This window comes from Actinoallomurus iriomotensis, from assembly GCF_030269445.1.
Classification (GTDB): domain Bacteria; phylum Actinomycetota; class Actinomycetes; order Streptosporangiales; family Streptosporangiaceae; genus Actinoallomurus; species Actinoallomurus iriomotensis.
This window is the reverse complement of the sequence record NZ_BSTJ01000001.1, coordinates 494,385-511,543: the sequence shown is the minus strand read 5'-3', so window position 1 is coordinate 511,543 and position 17,159 is coordinate 494,385. Positions and strand designations below refer to the sequence as shown.

At 71.8% G+C, this 17,159-nt stretch carries 13 protein-coding genes and 1 pseudogene; 8 read left to right on the top strand and 6 right to left on the bottom strand.

Going from position 1 to position 17,159, the window contains the following annotated elements:
- Window positions 1-2: 2 nt before the first annotated feature.
- The 4 genes from QSK37_RS02365 to QSK37_RS02350 all read right to left on the bottom strand — a co-directional run bounded on the left by QSK37_RS02365 (window position 3) and on the right by QSK37_RS02350 (window position 4,954).
- On the bottom strand, window positions 3-1,475 hold the full coding sequence (locus tag QSK37_RS02365) for a potassium/proton antiporter (RefSeq protein WP_285617175.1): 1,473 nt from the start codon (window positions 1,473-1,475) through the stop codon (window positions 3-5).
- Window positions 1,476-1,573: 98 nt separating this feature from the next.
- A complete protein-coding gene (locus QSK37_RS02360; protein WP_285617173.1) occupies window positions 1,574-2,194 on the bottom strand; it encodes an FMN-binding negative transcriptional regulator in 621 nt (206 codons plus the stop codon).
- A 78-nt stretch (window positions 2,195-2,272) separates the two neighbouring features.
- Complete coding sequence (gene pucD, locus QSK37_RS02355) at window positions 2,273-4,582, bottom strand: xanthine dehydrogenase subunit D (RefSeq protein WP_285617172.1); 2,310 nt, start codon at window positions 4,580-4,582, stop codon at window positions 2,273-2,275.
- Between the two features lie 234 nt (window positions 4,583-4,816).
- Entirely contained in the window at window positions 4,817-4,954 is a 138-nt protein-coding gene (locus tag QSK37_RS02350) for a hypothetical protein (RefSeq protein WP_285617171.1), read from the bottom strand.
- A gap of 42 nt (window positions 4,955-4,996) precedes the next feature.
- Here QSK37_RS02350 and QSK37_RS02345 point away from each other — a divergent pair, with 42 nt between their 5' ends.
- From QSK37_RS02345 to QSK37_RS02330, 4 genes are all read left to right on the top strand, one after another.
- Window positions 4,997-6,295 carry a helix-turn-helix domain-containing protein gene (locus QSK37_RS02345; protein ID WP_285617169.1) on the top strand — a complete coding sequence of 433 codons (1,299 nt, stop codon included), beginning with the start codon at window positions 4,997-4,999 and terminating at the stop codon, window positions 6,293-6,295.
- A 212-nt stretch (window positions 6,296-6,507) separates the two neighbouring features.
- A complete protein-coding gene (locus QSK37_RS02340; RefSeq protein WP_285617168.1) occupies window positions 6,508-8,547 on the top strand; it encodes a bifunctional copper resistance protein CopD/cytochrome c oxidase assembly protein in 2,040 nt (679 codons plus the stop codon).
- 78 nt (window positions 8,548-8,625) lie between these two features.
- On the top strand, window positions 8,626-9,582 hold the full coding sequence (locus QSK37_RS02335) for a TIGR03621 family F420-dependent LLM class oxidoreductase (RefSeq protein ID WP_285617166.1): 957 nt from the start codon (window positions 8,626-8,628) through the stop codon (window positions 9,580-9,582).
- 82 nt (window positions 9,583-9,664) lie between these two features.
- On the top strand, window positions 9,665-10,213 hold the full coding sequence (locus QSK37_RS02330; protein ID WP_285617164.1) for a retropepsin-like aspartic protease: 549 nt from the start codon (window positions 9,665-9,667) through the stop codon (window positions 10,211-10,213).
- 251 nt (window positions 10,214-10,464) lie between these two features.
- Here QSK37_RS02330 and QSK37_RS02325 read toward each other — a convergent pair whose 3' ends face one another.
- Window positions 10,465-11,148 (bottom strand): response regulator, encoded by a 684-nt coding sequence (locus tag QSK37_RS02325; protein ID WP_285617162.1) that lies wholly within the window; start codon window positions 11,146-11,148, stop codon window positions 10,465-10,467.
- Window positions 11,145-12,299: a sensor histidine kinase gene (locus tag QSK37_RS02320; RefSeq protein ID WP_285617161.1), complete on the bottom strand. Its 1,155-nt coding sequence runs from the start codon at window positions 12,297-12,299 to the stop codon at window positions 11,145-11,147. The genes QSK37_RS02325 and QSK37_RS02320 overlap by 4 nt, the downstream gene beginning before the upstream one ends.
- Window positions 12,300-12,441: 142 nt before the next feature.
- On the opposite strand from QSK37_RS02320, the gene QSK37_RS02315 reads away from it, so the two are divergent.
- The 4 genes and pseudogenes from QSK37_RS02315 (at window position 12,442) to QSK37_RS02300 (ending at window position 17,069) form a co-directional block, all read left to right on the top strand.
- Window positions 12,442-13,188, top strand: a complete 747-nt coding sequence (locus QSK37_RS02315; RefSeq protein WP_285617159.1) for an ABC transporter ATP-binding protein — start codon at window positions 12,442-12,444, stop codon at window positions 13,186-13,188.
- An 82-nt stretch (window positions 13,189-13,270) separates the two neighbouring features.
- The gene (locus QSK37_RS02310) at window positions 13,271-15,679 is read left to right on the top strand and encodes an ABC transporter permease (protein WP_285617158.1); all 2,409 of its coding nucleotides are present in this window, start codon (window positions 13,271-13,273) and stop codon (window positions 15,677-15,679) included.
- 449 nt (window positions 15,680-16,128) lie between these two features.
- Window positions 16,129-16,773: pseudogene (locus QSK37_RS02305) on the top strand (SMI1/KNR4 family protein); the annotation flags it as partial.
- Window positions 16,770-17,069 (top strand): leucine-rich repeat domain-containing protein, encoded by a 300-nt coding sequence (locus QSK37_RS02300; protein WP_285617157.1) that lies wholly within the window; start codon window positions 16,770-16,772, stop codon window positions 17,067-17,069. The pseudogene QSK37_RS02305 and the gene QSK37_RS02300, both read left to right, overlap by 4 nt.
- Window positions 17,070-17,159: the final 90 nt, after the last annotated feature.

Here is a 17,159-nt window from a genome sequence, read left to right as displayed (position 1 = left end):
TGTCACGTCCCGGGCGTGTCGTCCGCCTTCGTGAAGACGGTCTCGAGATGCGGGGCGTCGTCGGCCAGGACCAGCACCTCGTCGCCCGCCCGCATCTCGGTGCCGGAGCGGACCGGGACCAGGCGGCCCTCGCGGATCACGAAGCTGACCCAGGCGTCCTCGCCGCACGGAAGCTCGTCGACGGTCGCCCCGTCGGCGGCGGAGCCCGGCGCGACCTGGTAGCGGTGCAGCCCCTCCGGCTCCTCCTGAAAGCGTACGCCCAGGCTCCAGGGCTCGGGTTCGACGACCCGCAGCGGTATGCCCAGCCGGTGCGTGAGAGTGGGGACCGTCCCGCCCTGCACGATCACCGAGAACGCCACGACCACGAAGATGATCGCGTACGCCCGCGACGCGTCCGGCACGCCGGCCTGCACGATGAAGGTGCCGAGCAGGATCGGCACCGCGCCCTTCAGCCCCGTCCAGAGCACGAAGATCCGCTCCTGCCGCCGGAGCCGGACCGGCAGCAGCACGAGCCCGACGAAGACCGGGCGGATGACGAGGGCGAGCGCGAGCGCGAGCAGCAGGCCGATCCAGATCGCCCCACCGTGCGGCAGGTCGCGAATCTTGATCGTCAACCCGAGCATCGTGAACGCGACGATCTCGCCGAGGCTCGCCAGCGACGAGTGGAACCGCTCGATCTCCCGCTTGTACGGCGCGCGCTCGTCGCCGAGCACGATGCCGGCCGTGAACACCGCCAGGAAGCCCGAGCCGTGCGCCGCGGTCGCCAGTCCGTAGATCACCAGAGCGCCGAAGAGGACCCGCAGCGCGTACAGACCCCCGGACGGGAGCGGGACGCGGCGCATGAAGGTCAGCAGGAGCAGGCCGCCCGCGACGCCGACGGCCGCCCCGATCACCATCTGCCGGCAGAACTCGACGACGACCTCTCCGGCGGAGTGCCAGCCGGCGCCGCCGGCGCCCAGCAGCGCCACCATCAGCGCGATGCCGACGGGATCGTTCGCGCCCGACTCGCCCTCCAGCAGGGTGCCGGTGCGCCCGGCGATCTCCCGCCGCCCCAGCACGGAGAAGACCACGGCAGGGTCGGTGGGGGAGAGCGCGGTGCCGAGCAGCATCGCGATGCGCCAGTCGAGGCCGAACGCCTCGTGGGCCAGGACCGCCACGGCCACGGCGGTGACGAGCGTGCCGGCCACCCCGAGCCACAGCGTGGCCCCGGCCGCCGAGCGGAACCGGCGGCGGCCGATGTTCATGCCGCCGTCGAAGAGGATCACGGTCAGCGCGACGGTGACGACCTCTTCGACGACGGGCATCCCCACCCTGCCGAGGCCGGGCCAGATGTCGGAGGCGACCGCCGCGCACACCAGGAACATCGCCGGCGCCGGTACCCGTAGCCGCTCGCCGAACCGGCTCGAGAGCACCGCCAGGGTGCCGATCAGCGCGACCAGGAGGATGGCCCGGCCGAAGGGCTCGACGTCGGTCATGGCACTGCCTTCCCATTGGGGACACCAAGGACAGCGCCGACCAGACTTCCCGGCACACCTGTTCTTAACGTTATCTATATGTGCCTTCCGGGCGGTACTTAACGGCGCCGCAGCGCGTGGTCGCGGGCCGCGATGTCGGCCCGGGTGCCGCGTTCCTCGAGCCGGTCGGCGATCTCCCGCACGTGCTCGGCCTCCTTGTTCCCGCCGTACTTGAACTTGGCCCGCACGCCGGTCACGGTCAGCTCGAGCCCGCGGATGCCGGGCATCAGCCGCCGGTCCGGGTCCTCCTCGGCCGCGACCGGGAGCCGGCCGGAACCCGGCTCGAAGTGGGCGAGCTGCCGGTCGAGGATCGCGGCCTTCTCCGCGGGGTCGTCCACGACGCGGACGTCGCAGGCCAGCTGCACGGTCGCGTAGTACGACGTCGGCACTCCGCGCTCGATCGCGTCGCCGGGCGCGGTGTTCCAGTCCGAGCGGATGTAGGTGTAGTCGTCGATCACGGTGAGCAGGGCGCGCGGACGCTCGCCGAGCGGTTCCCACACCGGGTTGGGCCGCGCGAGGTGCAGCCACACGGTCCGCTCGCCGTCGAAGACGAAGTGGGTGGGGACCACGACCGGCAGGTCGCGGTCGCGGCCACCGGCGATCAGCTGGCCGAAGTCACGCCCGGCGAGCCAGGCGCGCCATTCGTCGTCCTCGGCCGAGTCCCAGGGGTGTACGAGCACTGCGAAACCTCCGATCGGGGGGCGATGCGGAGCAGATTAGAGGATCGGCCACCCGGCGCATGGAAGGCCACGAAGGTCTCAGACCGGGATTCCGCGGACGTACGCCCCCACGATGTGTTCCGGGCGCACCGGCACCCGCGTGAGCGGCGCGCCGCACGCGTCGCGGACGGCGGCCACGATCGCCGGCGTCGAGGACAGCGTCGGCGGCTCGCCGGCGCCGCGAAGCCCGTACGGCGCGTGCGGATCGGGGTGTTCGAGGATCCGCAGGCGCATCGGCGGCATGTCGAGGATCGTGGGGATGAGGTAGTCGGTGAAGGAGGGGTTGCGGATGCGCCCGTCCCGCACCTGGACCTCCTCCATCAGCGCGAGGCCGAGCCCCTGGGCCGTGCCGCCGTGGATCTGGCCCTCCAGCGCGATCGGATTGAGGATCTTGCCGACGTCCTGCACGGCGGCCAGCTCGACCACCTTGACCAGGCCCAGCTCGACGTCCACGTCGACCACGGCCCGGTGCACGCAGAAGGCGAACTGCGTGTGGGAGTCGCCCTGACCGGTGCGCGGGTCCAGCGGCGCCGTCGGCCGGTGGTGGAACTCCCGCGTCTCCTCGACGGCCCGGCCGCCGAGCACCTCGGCCAGCGGGACCGCGACGTCGCCGGCGACGACGTGCCCGCCGCGGAGCGTGCCGCCGGGCATGCCGGCGAGACGGAGCACTCGCTCCCGTACGGCCTCGCAGGCGGCGCGCACGGCGCCGCCGGTCATGTACGACTGGCGCGACGCGCTGGAGGAGCCCGCGGAGCCGACGGTCGTGTCCGCGGGCGCGACGGTCACCTGGTCGACGCCCAGCTCGGTACGGGCGATCTGCGCCTGGAGGGTGACCAGGCCCTGCCCGACCTCGGCGGCGGCGGTGTGCACCAGCACGACCGGTTCGCCGCCGGACACCTCCAGCCGCACCCGGGCGGTGGACAGGTCGTCGAACCCTTCGGAGTAGCAGATGTTCTTGATGCCGATGCCGTACCCGACGCCGCGGACGACGCCCTCGCCGTGCGTCGTGTTGGACACGCCGCCGGGGAGGTTCCGCAGGTCACCGGTGTCGGACGGCGGAGGAGGCGGGAGGTCGCGGACGCGGCGCAGCATGTCGGTGAGCGGCGCGGGCATGTCGACGACCTGCCCGGTCGGCAGGCGTGAGCCCTCCGACAGCGCGTTGCGCACCCGGATCTCAACTGGGTCCAGCCCGCACGCCTCGGCGAGGCGGTCCATCTGGGACTCGTAGGCGAAGCAGGCCTGCACGGCGCCGAAGCCGCGCATCGCCCCGCACGGCGGGTTGTTGGTGTACACGCCGTAGGCGTCGATCATGACGTTGGGCACGTCGTACGGGCCCGCGCCGAGCGAGGCGGCGTTGCCGACCACCGCCGGCGTGGAGGAGCAGTACGCCCCGCCGTCCAGGACGATCTCGGCCTTGACGTAGACCAGCCGGCCGTCCCGGTCGGCGCCGTGCTCGTAGCGGAGGGTCGCCGGGTGGCGGTGGACGTGGCCGGAGAAGGACTCTTCGCGGCCGTAAACGATCTTGACCGGGCGGGCCGTGCGCAGGGCGAGCAGGCAGGCGTGGACCTGCATGGACAGGTCCTCGCGCGCGCCGAACGCGCCGCCCACGCCGGACAGGGTGAGCCGCACCTTCTCCGGGGGCAGGCCCAGGACCGGCGCGATCTGCTCCTGGTCGACGTGCAGCCACTGGGTGGCGATGAACAGGTCCACGCCGCCGTCCTCGGCCGGCACGGCGAGCCCCGACTCCGGGCCGAGGAACGCCTGATCCTGCATGCCGACCTCGTACTCGCCGGTGACGACCACGTCGGCGGTGAACACCTCGCCGGTCCGCACCGGCTGGTGCCGCACGATGTTGCCGCGCTCGTGCACCTTCGGGCAGGCCGGGTCGAGCGCGGCGGCCCGCGCGTCGGTCACCGGCTCGCGTACCTCGTAGTCCACCCTGATCAGGTCGCAGGCCCGGCGGGCGGTCTCGGGGTGGTCGGCGGCCACGATCGCCACGGCCTCGCCCTGGTAGCGGACCCGGTCGATGGCGAGCACGGGCTGGTCCCGCAGCTCCAGGCCGTAGTGCTTGGCGCCGGGGACGTCCTCGTGCGTGAGCACCGCGTGCACGCCGGGGAGCCGGACCGCCTCGGTGAGGTCGATACCGCGGATCACGGCGCTGGGGTACGGGCTGCGCAGCGTGGCGCCCCACAGCATGCCGTCCATCCACAGGTCGGAGGAGTAGGCGAAGGCGCCCCGCACCTTCAGCACCCCGTCCGGCCGGACCGCGCTGTCGCCGACGCCGCCCGCGAACGACCGCCCGGTGACCGGCGCGCCCTCTCTCGCGTACGGACCGTCCTGCTGCGTCACGACGCCCACCTCCTGTCCCTACCCCTCACCGCAGTAGAGCAGGCGCGGAGGAGAAAGAGACAGGGACGATCTCACGAAACCGCCACTGGTCTTTGGCGAGATCTCCCGATATGCCGCATATGGGTCGGTCCGCGGGGCCGATGCCGGCTGGACCCCGCGGACGCGCCTCCGCCATCTTTCGCCAGATGCTTCTGGTAGAAGCCGGAGAAAACTATCCTTTTGAAGAGAAGGACGTCAGCAGCAGTGGAACACTCCTGGTGGACCGGAGTGACCGTCGCTGGTGACGGCGGCGGTCGCGGGCGTGCTCCCGGCGCCGAGCGAAATACCGGTCACCACCACGAGCATGGTCACGGCTCTCTTGAGTCGGTTCATGCGAACGGCCTCCATTAAGCGTTCGAGTAAAAGCAGGTAAATGTGGACAGTCAAGTAACACTCGGGCAAAGAATCCGGATGACGCGGATTCGTCAGGGTCTGTCACAGGCGCAGTTGGCCCTCCCGGAGCTGTCCGATAGTTACGTTTCCCTGATCGAGAGCGGTAAGCGCGTACCGACGCCCGACGTCGTGCGGCTGCTGGCCCGCAAGCTCGGCTGTTCGCCCTCCTACCTGTCCAGCGGCATCGACGAGGACGTCCAGGACCGGATGCGCGTGACCCTCGAGTACGCCGAGATCGCCCTGCAGAACGGCGAGGCCGCGGAGGCCCGTGACCGGCTCGGCGAGCTGCTGGCCGACCCCGACCTTTCCTCGCTGCCGGAGTACGCCCGGCGGGCCCGCTGGGCGCACGCGCTCGCGCTGGAGGCGACGGGCGGGCTCGACGAGGCGATCGGGGAGTTCGCGGCCCTGGCCGCGGTGCTGTCACCGGACTACGACACCGAAGAATGGATCCGGCTCAACATCGCGATGTCGCGCTGCCACCGGGAGAAGGGCGACGCCGCGCGCAGCGTCGCCGTGGCCGAGGGCGCCTTCACCCGCGTCACCGGCCGGCCCGGTCCGTGGAGCGACGAGACGGTCAAGCTCGGCGCGACACTGGTCGGCGCCTACCTCGAACGCGGTGACCTGGTCAGCGGCGGCCAGCTCGCCGAGCGCCTGATCGAGCAGGCGGACGCGATCGGCAGCCCGGCCGCCCGCATGGCCGCCTACTGGGAGGCGGCCATCGTCGCCCGCTACCAGGCCGACTTCGAGAAGGCCGTGACGTACGGGGAACGCGCCCTGGCGCTGCTCGGCGAGGCCGCCGACCTGCGCAACCTCAGCCGCCTGCGCGGCGAGTACGGCACGCTGATGCTCCTGGCCCGGCCGGACGCCGCCGAACGCGCCCGCGACGAGCTGCAGCGGGCGACGCGGGAGATGGCCGCCACGGCGGCCGGCGGCATCGACATCGCCCGGTGTCTGACCGAGCTGGCCCGGGCCGAGCTCGCCCTCGGCCAGCCGCGCAAGGCGGCCGACCGGGCCGCCGAGGCGCTCGACCTGCTCGGCGACGAGCCGCGCCCGGCCACCGCCGGCGCGCTCGTCGTGCTGGCGGAGGCCCGCATCCGCCTGGGCCGCGCGGACTCCGCGGTCGAGATACTCGACCGGGCCATGGCGTGCCTGCGGCGGATGGAGCCCTCCCGCGAGGCGGCCGAGGGCTGGTTCAACCTCGCCGAGCTGCTGTCGCAGACCGGCGACGAAGAACGCCGCACCGAGGCGTACCGGAACGCCCTGACCTGCGCGGGCCTGTAAGGGAAGCGGTGAGAGTGACCTGACGCGTAAAGTGGGCATGCCGAAAAGGCCACTCGGCGCGGCCCGTTGCCCGGTGGTGAATAAGGTGGGAAGGTCCCCGGTGCCCGTCCACCTCTGAGAGATCGACCTCGCCTCCATGACAAACCTTGACCGGCCCGAGCGCCGTCCGCGCCGCACGCCAGCAGCCCTTCGCGCTCCGGAGGCCGGGGCCCGTGCGTAGGCAGGGCGTGATCACCGCGCTGGTGGCCGCTCTCGCGGGCGTCGGCGCCATGGTCGCCGCGGGGCTCCTCGGCGGCGCGCTGCGCGAGCAGGTGATCCCCGGGCTGAGCGACGCCGGCACGCTGACGCGCTGGGGGCTGCCCCTCTCCCGCTTCGTCATGGAGGCCGGCGGCACGCTGACCGTCGGCGTGCTGCTCGGCGCCGCGGTCCTGCTCCCGTCCACGCGCGGCGTGCTCGACCCGCAGGCCGTCCGCTACCTGCGGGGCGCCTCGTGGATCGCGGCCGTCTGGGCGGCGGGCGCCGCCGCCACGCTGATCTTCACGGTCTCCGACATCCTCGGCCTGCCCGCCGGCAAGATCGTCGGCGGCAGCGAGCTGTCCAGCTACGTCGGCCAGATCCCGCAGGGCACGGCACTGATGTTCGTGGTGCTGCTCGCCGCGCTCATCGCGCTGCTGGCCCGCACCGCCGTCACACTGGGCAGCGCGGCGGGCCTGCTGGTCGTGGCGCTCGTCGCGCTGCTGCCGCCCCCGCTCACCGGGCACTCCTCGTCCTCGCCCAACCACGAGCTGGCCATCAGCGGCCTGGCGATGCACATCGTGGCGCTGTCGCCCTGGGTGGGCGGACTGCTCGCGCTCGTCTGGCACGCCACGCACGACGGCGACCACCTCGGCGTCGCCGCGGGGCGGTTCAGCCGGATGGCCCTGTGGTGCTACGTCGCGGTGGGCGTCAGCGGAGTCGCCAACGTCCTCTCCCGGCTGCCCGACCCGTCGCTGCTCTACACCACCGACTACGGGCGGCTGGTCCTGGTCAAGCTGGCCCTGTTCATCGTTCTCGGGATCTTCGGTTACCTCCACCGCGAGCGCACCCTGCCGGCCCTCATGGCGCACAACCCCAAGGGCTACGCCCGCCCGGCCGTGACCCGCCCGCCGTGGGCGTTCGTCCGCCTCGCCGGGGCCGAGGTCCTGCTCATGGCCGCGACCCTCGGCGTCGCCGTCGCGCTCGCCCGCACCGCCCCGCCCGCCGTGAACCTCGACGAGGACGCGGTCACCAGCATGATCGGGTTCCCGATGCCGCCGCCGATCACGGTCGCCCGGCTGGCGACGATGTGGCGGCCGGACCTGTTCTTCGCCGTGCTCGTCGTCGTGCTCGGCGGCCTGTACGCCGCGGGCGTCGCGCGGCTCCGCGCACGCGGCGACGCCTGGCCGCCCGGCCGGACGATCGCCTGGGGCGTCGGCCTGCTCACGATCGTCGCGGTCACGATGACCGGGATCGCGACGTACTCCCCGGTGCTGTTCAGCACGCACATGATCCAGCACATGGTCCTGTCGATGCTGAGCCCGATCCTGCTCGTGCTCGGCGCCCCGGTGACGCTCGCGCTGCGGGCACTGAAGCCCGCCGCGATCCGCGGCGACCGCGGGCCGCGTGAATGGCTGACGGTCATCCTGCACAGCCGGGCCCTGCGGTTCATCGGCCATCCCGCCACGGCCACCGTCATCTTCGTCGGCAGCACGTACGCGGTGTACTTCACGCCGCTGTTCGGCTACCTCATGCGCGCCCACGTCGGGCACCTGGCGATGCTCGTGCACTTCCTCGCCTCCGGCAGCCTGTTCTTCTGGGTGCTGATCGGCGTCGACCCGACACCCCGCAAGCTGCCGTACGTGGCCAAGATGCTGCTGCTGTTCGTGACGATGCCGTTCCACGCGTTCTTCGGCATCGCGCTGATGAACCTCGGCAAGCCGCTCGCGGCCGGGTGGTACACCTCCCTGCACCGCCCGTGGGGCACCTCGGTGCTGGCCGACCAGCACACCGGCGGCTCGATCGCCTGGGCGTTCGGCGAGATCCCGACGTTCATCGTGCTGATCGCGATGGTGCTGCAGTGGTACGCCGACGACCAGCGCCTGGCGCGGCGCCTCGAACGGCAGGCCGACCGGACGGCGGGGAAGACCGACGACGAACTGGCCGAGTACAACGCCTACCTCGCCTCGCTCGACAAGCGGCCCCCGTCGGCCTCCTCCTCTCCGCCCCAGGAATAGCGCGGTTCCGCTCCGGGCGATTCCGCCCCCGGCGTACGGCCATGGCGCCGGGCCGCGGGGTGCGACAGCGTGATGGGCATGGCTGACTTCCGGTTCTCGTTCAACGTCCTCGACATCGGCTCACGCGAACGGTTCATCGAGATCTGCCGGCGCGGCGAGGCGTACGGGTACGACACGGTCTTCGCCGCCGACCACCTGGGCTTCGCCGCCCCGTTCCCGGCCCTGGTCGCCGCGGCGGCGGCCACCGAACGCCTGAAGGTCGGCACGCTCGTGCTGAACGCCGCGTTCTGGAATCCCGCCCTGCTGGCCCGCGAGGTGGCCACGACCGACGTGCTCACCGGCGGGCGCCTGGAGCTCGGCCTCGGCTCCGGGCACATGAAGTGGGAGTTCGACGAGGCCGGCATCCCGTGGGAGTCCTTCGGCCCGCGCGCGGACCGGCTGGAGTCGACGATCCAGGAACTGGGGCGGCTGTTCGCCTCGGACGGGTACCCGCAGCAGGCGGCGACGCGGGAGGCACTGGGCCTGCCGCGGTTCGGACCCGTCCAGCGGCAGGGCTTCGGCGGGTACGGACCGCCGCTGATCGTCGGCGGCACGGGCGATCGGATCCTGCGGATCGCCGCCGACCACGCCGACGTCATCGCGATCGCCGGGCTGTACCAGATCAAGGGACGGCCACCGGGCACCTTCCGGCTCGGCACCGCCGAAGAGGCCGCCGAGCGCGTCCGGTACGCCCGTGAGCGGGCGGGCGACCGCGCCGGGCAGATCGAGTGGCACGCGCTGGTCCAGATGGTCATGGAGACCGACGACCGCGAGGCCGCCGCCGCGGGCCTGCTGGAGCGGTACGGCCACACGATGACCGCCGAGGAGATCCTCGACACCCCCTTCCTGCTCATCGGCACGGTCGAGGAGATGGCCGAGCAGATGCTGCGGAACCGCGAGCGCTTCGGGTTCACCTACTACACCGTCCACGGCCCGTTCATGGACGCGTTCGCACCCGTGATCGAACGGGTCCGTGCGCGCACGAAACCCTCGTGAACAGCGAAAACGTCCCTTTCGGTAACGTGACCAGCGCCGCTGATTACGGGTAAGGAAAGCCTCGTGCGGGAACGTCCGTCGTGTGTCCCGCACTGTGATCACCGGTCTGCTGCTGACGGCCGCGTTGCAGATCGCCATCGGCTGCGCCCACTCTCGCGTCGGCGCGATCCAGACCCCGCGTCCGGTCGGCCGGACGATGGTCGCGCCGCCGTCGCCGACGCCCCCGCCGACGATGCGTCCGGACGAGGTCACGCTGCCGATGCGGGTGGTCCGCGGGAACGGAGGCACGCTCGTCTACGTGCCGATGAAGGTCAACGGCCACGGGCCGTACGAGTTCGTGCTGGACACCGGCTCCTCCAACTCGTCGGTGGACCGCAGCCTGGTGCGCCGGCTGGGCCTGCCGCGCACCGGGCAGCAGCATCCCGTGCAGGGGGTGACGGGCAGTGGCATGGTGCCGGTCGTCCGGGTGCACCACTGGACACTCGGCGGGCTGCCCATGCACAGCACGTCGCTGTCGGTCGTCGACCTCGGCATCGGCGTGGCCGGCCTGCTGGGCTCGGACGAGCTGTGCCGGTTCGGCAACGTGATCCTCGACTTCCGGCACAACAGGCTCGTCATCCAGCGCCGCTGAACAACCCGCGGTCCTCCGGATGAGCGAGCGCGGCCGCACCGACCGTCGAATGAATATGGCGCAGCACCGCGAGCACCAGCACCGCGATCTGTCCGGCCGAGCGGGACCGCCACCGGGAGCCGATCGCCTTCAGGCGGACGCGCAGCAGGTCGGCGACGTAGTTGACGGTGTTCGAAGGCGATCGTGAATCGGCCGTCAGCGAGTTTCCGCAGCCAGGCCCGGTCTGCCAGCCGGTTCGGCTTCGCCTGCCCCTACCGTCTACGCGGCACGAGTCCGGTTTCGAAGGCGATGATCGCCAGGTGGACGCGGTCCCGAGCCTTGAGCTTGGCGAACAGACGCGCGACATGGGTCTTCGCGGTCGCCGCGCTGATCACCAGCCGCTCGGCTATCTCAGTGTTCGACAGTCCCTGTCCGACCAGTGCCAGCACCTCGCGCTCCCGGTCGGTGATCCCCGCGATGGGACTCGAGTCCGCGGCGGGCCCGGGGTCCGGTGCGGGGGCCGCGGGGCCGGTCGTTCCGGCGAAGTCCGCGATCAGCCGTCGGGTCACGCTCGGCGCGATCAGCGCGTCGCCCGCGGCCACCACGCGGATCGCTTCCAGGATCGCGTCCAGAGCCATGCTCTTGAGCAGGAATCCGCTGGCCCCTGCGCGCAGTGCGCCGTAGACGTACTCGTCGTGGTCGAAGGTCGTCAGCACCAAGACCTTGGGCGGGTCCGGCTCGGCGGTCGCCTGCCGGGTCGCCTCGATCCCGTCCATGCCCGGCATGCGGATGTCCATCACCACGACGTCCGGCCGCAGTTCACGCACCAGGCGCACCGCCTCGCGGCCGTCGTGGGCCTGGCCGACCACCTCCAGGTCGTCGGTGTCGCCGATCAGGATCGCGAGCCCGACCAGCAGCAGGGGTTGGTCGTCGGCCAGCAGCACCCGTACGCTCATGCCGGGAGGCTCGCCGTCACCCGGAATCCGCCCTCCGGACGCTGGCCGGCGCTGAACTGGCCGGACAGCAACGTCACTCGTTCGCGCATGCCGAGCAGGCCGAAGCCGCTCCCGCCGGCTGCGGTGAGCCTCGGACGGCCCGGCCCGCCGAGACCGTCGTCCCCGTCGTCCACCACCTCGATCGTCACTCCTTTCGGCTCGTAACCGACCGCGACCCGGCACGTCCGCGCCCTGGAATGCCGCACCACGTTCGTCACCGACTCCTGGATGATCCGGAACGCCGACAGTTCGATCTCCGGCGGCAGTGGACGCTGCTCGCCCCGCCAGGTCACGTGGACCCGCACCCCGGCGTCGGCCGTGCGTTCGGCGAGCTGCGGGACGTCGGCCAGGCTGCCGACCGGCGCCAGCGGAGCGGCCTGCGGCATGGCGTCGTCCGGCTCGGCGCGGCGGAGCGCCCCGAGCATGCGCTGCAGCTCGAGCAGCGTCTCCCGGCTGGTGGTCTCGATGCCGGTCAGCGCCTGCCGCGTCTGCTCGGGCTTGGTCTCCACGACCCGTGCCGCCGCTCCCGACAGCACCGTGATGATCCCGATGCTGTGCGCGACGCTGTCGTGCAGTTCGCGGGCGATCCGCAGCCGCTCGGTCAGGACGGCGCGGGCCGCCCTCTGCTCGTGCAGGGCTTCGAGGTATTCACGGCGTTTGCGATACACCCCCCCGACGACCCACGCGAGCGCGAACCACAACGCGAGCCCCCCGGCGAACTGGGCCGCGTCGCTGACGGTCTCCCCGGGGATGTGGGTGACGTTGACGAACGCGGCCGCGACGGCCGCGACGAAGCCGACGGCGGCAGCCTTCGGCCGCCGGACAGCGAGGTACCCGCCCAAGGCGACGAGCATGACGAACACGATCGAGGGCCGCGCGCCGAAGATGTCGCCGAGGACTGCTTCGCCCAGGACCGCCGCGAAGACCACCGCCGGCAGACGGCGCACGAGCAGGACCGGAAGGGCGAGCACGAAGAAGAGCCCGGTCCGAGAGGCCGGCATCGTCCAGGCGAGCATCAGCGCGTAGAAGGAGGTGGTGGCCAGCACCGCGGCCTGTGACATCAGCCAGGTCACGCGCTTCGATGTCGAGAGACGCCGGAGAAGCTCTTCCATACGGAGATCGTATTCAGCGACGTCGGCTCCGCGCGTCGGCCCGGCGATGTACGCGCCGTACACCGCCGAGCCGATGACCTGGGGAACGGTGACATCCACCGGCCGACGCGACGGATGGCGTTCTGTTCCTAGGTTCGTGGACATGACGAACGCACCGCTGATCGATCTTCGCGATACGACGAAGAAATACGACGACGGCCCGCCCGCGCTGGCCGGCGTGACCTTGTCCGTGGCGTCCGGTGAGTGCGTGGCGATCCTCGGCCATTCCGGCAGCGGGAAGTCCACGCTGCTGAATCTGATCGCCGGCCTGGACAGGCCCTCCAGCGGCAGCGTCACCGTCGACGGCACCCGCGTCGACCGGCTCGGTGAGGCCGGTTCGGCGAAGTACCGCCGGGCCTCGATCGGCATGATCTTCCAGTTCTTCAATCTGCTCGACGACCTGACCGTGTTGGACAACGTCATGGTTCCGGCGCAGCTGGCCGGGATGGGCAAGGGCGAAGCGAAGCGGCGGGCCGTCGAGCTGCTCGGCTCGCTGGGCATGGACCGGCATGCCAAGGCCTACCCGCAGCGGCTGTCCGGCGGGCAACGGCAGCGGGTGGCGGTGGCCAGGGCCCTGATGAACAAGCCGGCGCTGCTGCTGGCCGACGAGCCCACCGGCGCGCTGGACTCGAGCTCGGCCGAGGACGTGCGCCGGCTGCTGCTGGACCTGAACGGCGAGGGCCAGACCATCTTGTTGGTGACCCACGACGTGCAGCTGGCCGCGAGCACCGCGCGCCGCACGATCGAGCTGGTGGACGGCGCGGTCGAGCGGGACGTCATCAATGACGGCCGCGGTGCCGGCCTGGCCGCCGGCACGCCGACGACCCGTCCGACGGGAGCGGTCGGATGACACTGCGCAAGCCGCCGATGCCCCGGCGCCTCTTCGAGGTCGGATTCCATGCCATGGCCCGCCTGCTGCCGGCGGTGAGCCGGTGAGCGCCTTGGGCAAGGTCGTACGCTCCGGCGTGGGCCGTCGTCGGGTCCAGTCCCTCGTCATGGCCCTGACGACGTTCGCCGCGGTGACATCCTCAGTACTCTCCCTCGGCCTGCTGGCCGTCGTGCAGGCCCCGTTCGACCACGCCTTCAGCGCTCGGAACGGGGCGCACCTGGCGGTCCAGTTCGACGGCTCGAAGGCCACGGCCGCGCAGGCCGCCGCCACCGCGCACGCCGCCGGCGTCACCGAGGCGGCCGGACCGTACCCGATCGCCGCCGCCCTGGACACGACCGTCGGCACGGACTGTCCCAAGAAGGATTGGGCCGGTCACGACAACGGTCCGATCACCGTCACCACCCGGTCCGGCCTGGGCAGCACCTCCGGGATGGACCAGCTGGCGCTGACCCAGGGGCGCTGGCCGACGAGCCCGGGCGAGATCGCCCTTCCGCGGCAGCACTATGCCGCCGACTGCTTCGGCAGTTCGGTGGTGTTCTCCTCCCTGCCGGGCAAGCCGTCGTTCAAGGTCGTCGGCTTCGCCGACTCGGTGACCAACAGCGCGACCGCCTTCGCCACCGCCGACGGTTTCGCGCGGCTCACCGCTGCCGGTGCCAAGTCCGACGAGCAGATGCTCTACCGGTTCGCCAAGGCCGGGACCGCCGCCGACATCGCCACCGACAAGCAGGCGGTGGCCGCCGCCGCGCCGGCCGGCGCGGTCGAGGGCGGACAGTCGTACCTGACCGCGGAGCAGCAGGCGACCGGCAACGCCAAGGCCTACGTGCCGTTCCTGATCGGCTTCGGGTTCCTCGGGCTGTTCATGTCGGTGCTGATCATCTCGATCGTGGTCAGCGGGGCTGTGGCCTCGGGAATCCGGCGCATCGGGATTCTGAAGTCGTTGGGCTTCACCCCTTCGCAGGTGGCCCGCGCCTACACCGCGCAGGCCATGATCCCGGCGACATTCGGCCTGGTGCTCGGCACGGTTTTCGGCAACCTCCTGGCCGTGCCGATCCTGGGCGGGGCCACCAAGCAGCTCGGCGCGGCCAGTGCCGCGATTCCGTTGTGGGTCAGCGCCGTGGTGCCGCTGGGCACCCTGCTGATCGTCGGCGTCACGGCTGTGATCCCGGCGCTGCGGGCCGGCCGGATGCCGACGGTGCGGGCTCTGGTGGTCGGCCGCGCCCCCAAGGCCGGGGGCGGTCAGGCGGCGCAGCGTCTGGCCTCGCGGCTGCCGCTGCCCCGGGCCGTGTCGCTGGGGCTGGCCCAGCCGTTCGCCCGGCCGGCCCGGGCCGTACTGGTCGGTGCGGCGGTGCTGTTCGGCGTGGTGAGTGCCACGTTCGCGGTGGGGCTGGAGTCCGGGTTCAACAAGTACCTGGACACCAGTACCTCAGGCTTCAACGTCGCGTCGGAGTTCGTGGAACCCACCGCCGACGTGGGCGTGCCCTGGGGTCTCTACGGCCCCAACGACCCGCGCACCCCGCACCTGGACGCCGCCAAGGTGGCCGCCGCGCTCGCCGGGATCCCGGGCACGAAGGCCGCGTTCGGCTGGGGCGAAAGCGGCGCGACCATGGTCGGCGCCCCGCCCGGCGGCGAACCGACGCGGGTGTTCACGGTCACCGGCGACTTCTCCTGGACGCACCTGGAGCTGCTGTCCGGCCGCTGGTACTCGGCGCCCGGCGAGGCCGTGGTCGGCGACAAGCTGGCCTCGGCGGTGGGGATCCACGTCGGTGACGACGTCACCGTGGTGCAGCAGAACAAGCAACGGTCGCTGAAGGTCGTCGGCATCAACTTCGACACCAACCAGGGCGACTACACGGTCATGACGGATGCGGCCACCTTCACCGCCGCCGGTCTGACCCCGCGCATCGACCAGTTCAACGTCGAGCTGGCCTCGAACGTCAGCGGATCGGACTGGTCCACCTCGGCCGCCGCCGCGCTGACCCCGCTGAACGCCTCGGTCCAGGCGAACTCGGGCGGGGGCAAGAACATCATAGTGATCACCATGGGCGCCCTGGTGGCCACGCTCACGCTGATGATGATGGCGGTCGCCGCGCTCGGGGTGCTGAGCATGGTGGTGCAGGACACTCGGGAGCGGGTTCATGATCTGGGGATCTTCAAGGCCCTCGGGATGACACCCAAGCAGACCATTGCGATGGTTCTGGCCTCGGTGACACTCACCGGCCTGATCGCCGGGCTGATCGGGGTCCCGCTCGGGGTCGCGGTGGAGAAGGCGACGCTGACCCCGATGGGGAACGCGATCGGCCGGCACCTGCCGCCGAGCGTGTCCCACGTCTACACCGCCGGGCTGCTCATCCCCCTGCTGGCCGGCGGGATCGTGATCGCCCTGCTCGGGGCACTGCTGCCGGCCGGCTGGGCGGCCCGGTCGCGGACCGCCACCGCGCTGCGGACCGAGTAGGACCGAGCAGAGCCGCTGGTCGCCGCGGTGAAAGCGGTGCTGGGCACTGCACGGCGAGGCAAGAACGCCAATGCCGACCTCCCCAGGTTGACACCCTCGGGAGGTCGGCATTGCGGCGTTTTCCCTCAACACAGAGGCGTGAGAGGCACCCGGCATGGCGGGCAGCGTTTTCGACCTGTGCTCGATCGGCATCGGCCCGTAGAGGTCACAGACAGTCGACCCGATGCGCGCGGCCCGTATGTCAGCGTTCCCCCCTTCCGAGGGGGCGGGTTCGAGGTGGTGCTGGTTCCCGGCCACCGGTTCGTCCCGTCGGGTCTCCGGCAGGAGGCGGGCACCGCTCCCGGCGGGCGATCCGGAGCCGGCGGTGCGGCGGCTGCGTGACCACCTCGCGCGGCGGTCGGCGATCCTAAGGGCGGCCCGAGCAACGGTCGCCGGCGGCTTCTCCCGCCGCGATCGAGGAGGCCGAACATCGCCCGGGTTTTCCCCTGCCCGCCGATCTGAAGGCCATGTACCTGGTCGCCGACGGGGAGGACCCGCGAGGCCCCGACCGAAGCCTGTTCGCGAACGCCTGCTGGCTGAGCCTGGAGAGCCTGATCAGGGAACATCTCGAGCAGACGGTCCCGGGCTGTGCGGACCCGGACGCGGACTGGGACGAGGTCTTCCTGCACGCCGATCCGCCGCACACGGTCCGGCGCTGCGCAGCCCACCCCGGCTGGGTGACCTTCGCCATGGCGAACGACGGCGACGCCCTGGCGGTCGACCTGGCCCCGGCCCGTGACGGCCGCCCCGGCCAGGTCATCAAGTACGGCCCCGATCCGCCCGACCATCCGATCTACGTGGCCGACTCGGTGACGTCGCTGCTGGGCGGCTACCTGGACCGGTTGGAACAGGGCGCCTACACCCCTGACACGCGCCGGCCCGGCGGCCTCGATCTGTGGGCGGACGTCTACGAGGACGAGGTCCCGAGCACGGTGACCGGCGCCATCCCGAACCCGGTCCCGCCCGGACTCCAGGAGGTCCACGTCAACGACCCCGCAGACCTGGTCGACCTGACCCCACTGACCGCGGCACCCACCTGCTGCGCCTGCGCATGAACCGCGGCACGACCGCCGACCTGACCCCCATCGGCGAACTGCCCGTCGAAGACCTACGGCTCACCGTGGACGGCGCGGCCCTCACCCCGCTCGCCGACCACCCCGCCCTCACCTCACTGGACCTGGGCATTATCGGCCAGGTTGACCTCACGCCGCTGCGCACCATCCCCAACCTGCACGGCCTCGACCTGTCCCGCGCCGACGCCCGCGACCTGACCGACCTGGCCGTCCTGTCCAGCCTGCCCGGCCTTCGTTACCTGGCGCTCACCCGCCGGCAGTGGGCCCACCTCCGCTAGACCGGATCGACCCCGCCCACCCTCACCGACGTCCTCGCCTGGGCGGCCGGCCTCGGCCTCGACCTAGAACCGGTCAGTGAACTGACCGGC

What these genes read in the sequence shown, in the direction of transcription:
- QSK37_RS02365 (WP_285617175.1), bottom strand. Translation starts at nt 1,475, where the DNA reads ATGACCGACGTCGAGCCCTTCGGCCGGGCCATCCTCCTGGTCGCGCTG.
- QSK37_RS02350 (WP_285617171.1), bottom strand. Translation starts at nt 4,954, where the DNA reads ATGAACCGACTCAAGAGAGCCGTGACCATGCTCGTGGTGGTGACCGGT.
- QSK37_RS02335 (WP_285617166.1), top strand. Translation starts at nt 8,626, where the DNA reads ATGGCTGACTTCCGGTTCTCGTTCAACGTCCTCGACATCGGCTCACGC.
- QSK37_RS02325 (WP_285617162.1), bottom strand. Translation starts at nt 11,148, where the DNA reads ATGAGCGTACGGGTGCTGCTGGCCGACGACCAACCCCTGCTGCTGGTC.
- QSK37_RS02320 (WP_285617161.1), bottom strand. Translation starts at nt 12,299, where the DNA reads ATGGAAGAGCTTCTCCGGCGTCTCTCGACATCGAAGCGCGTGACCTGG.
- QSK37_RS02315 (WP_285617159.1), top strand. Translation starts at nt 12,442, where the DNA reads ATGACGAACGCACCGCTGATCGATCTTCGCGATACGACGAAGAAATAC.
- QSK37_RS02300 (WP_285617157.1), top strand. Translation starts at nt 16,770, where the DNA reads ATGAACCGCGGCACGACCGCCGACCTGACCCCCATCGGCGAACTGCCC.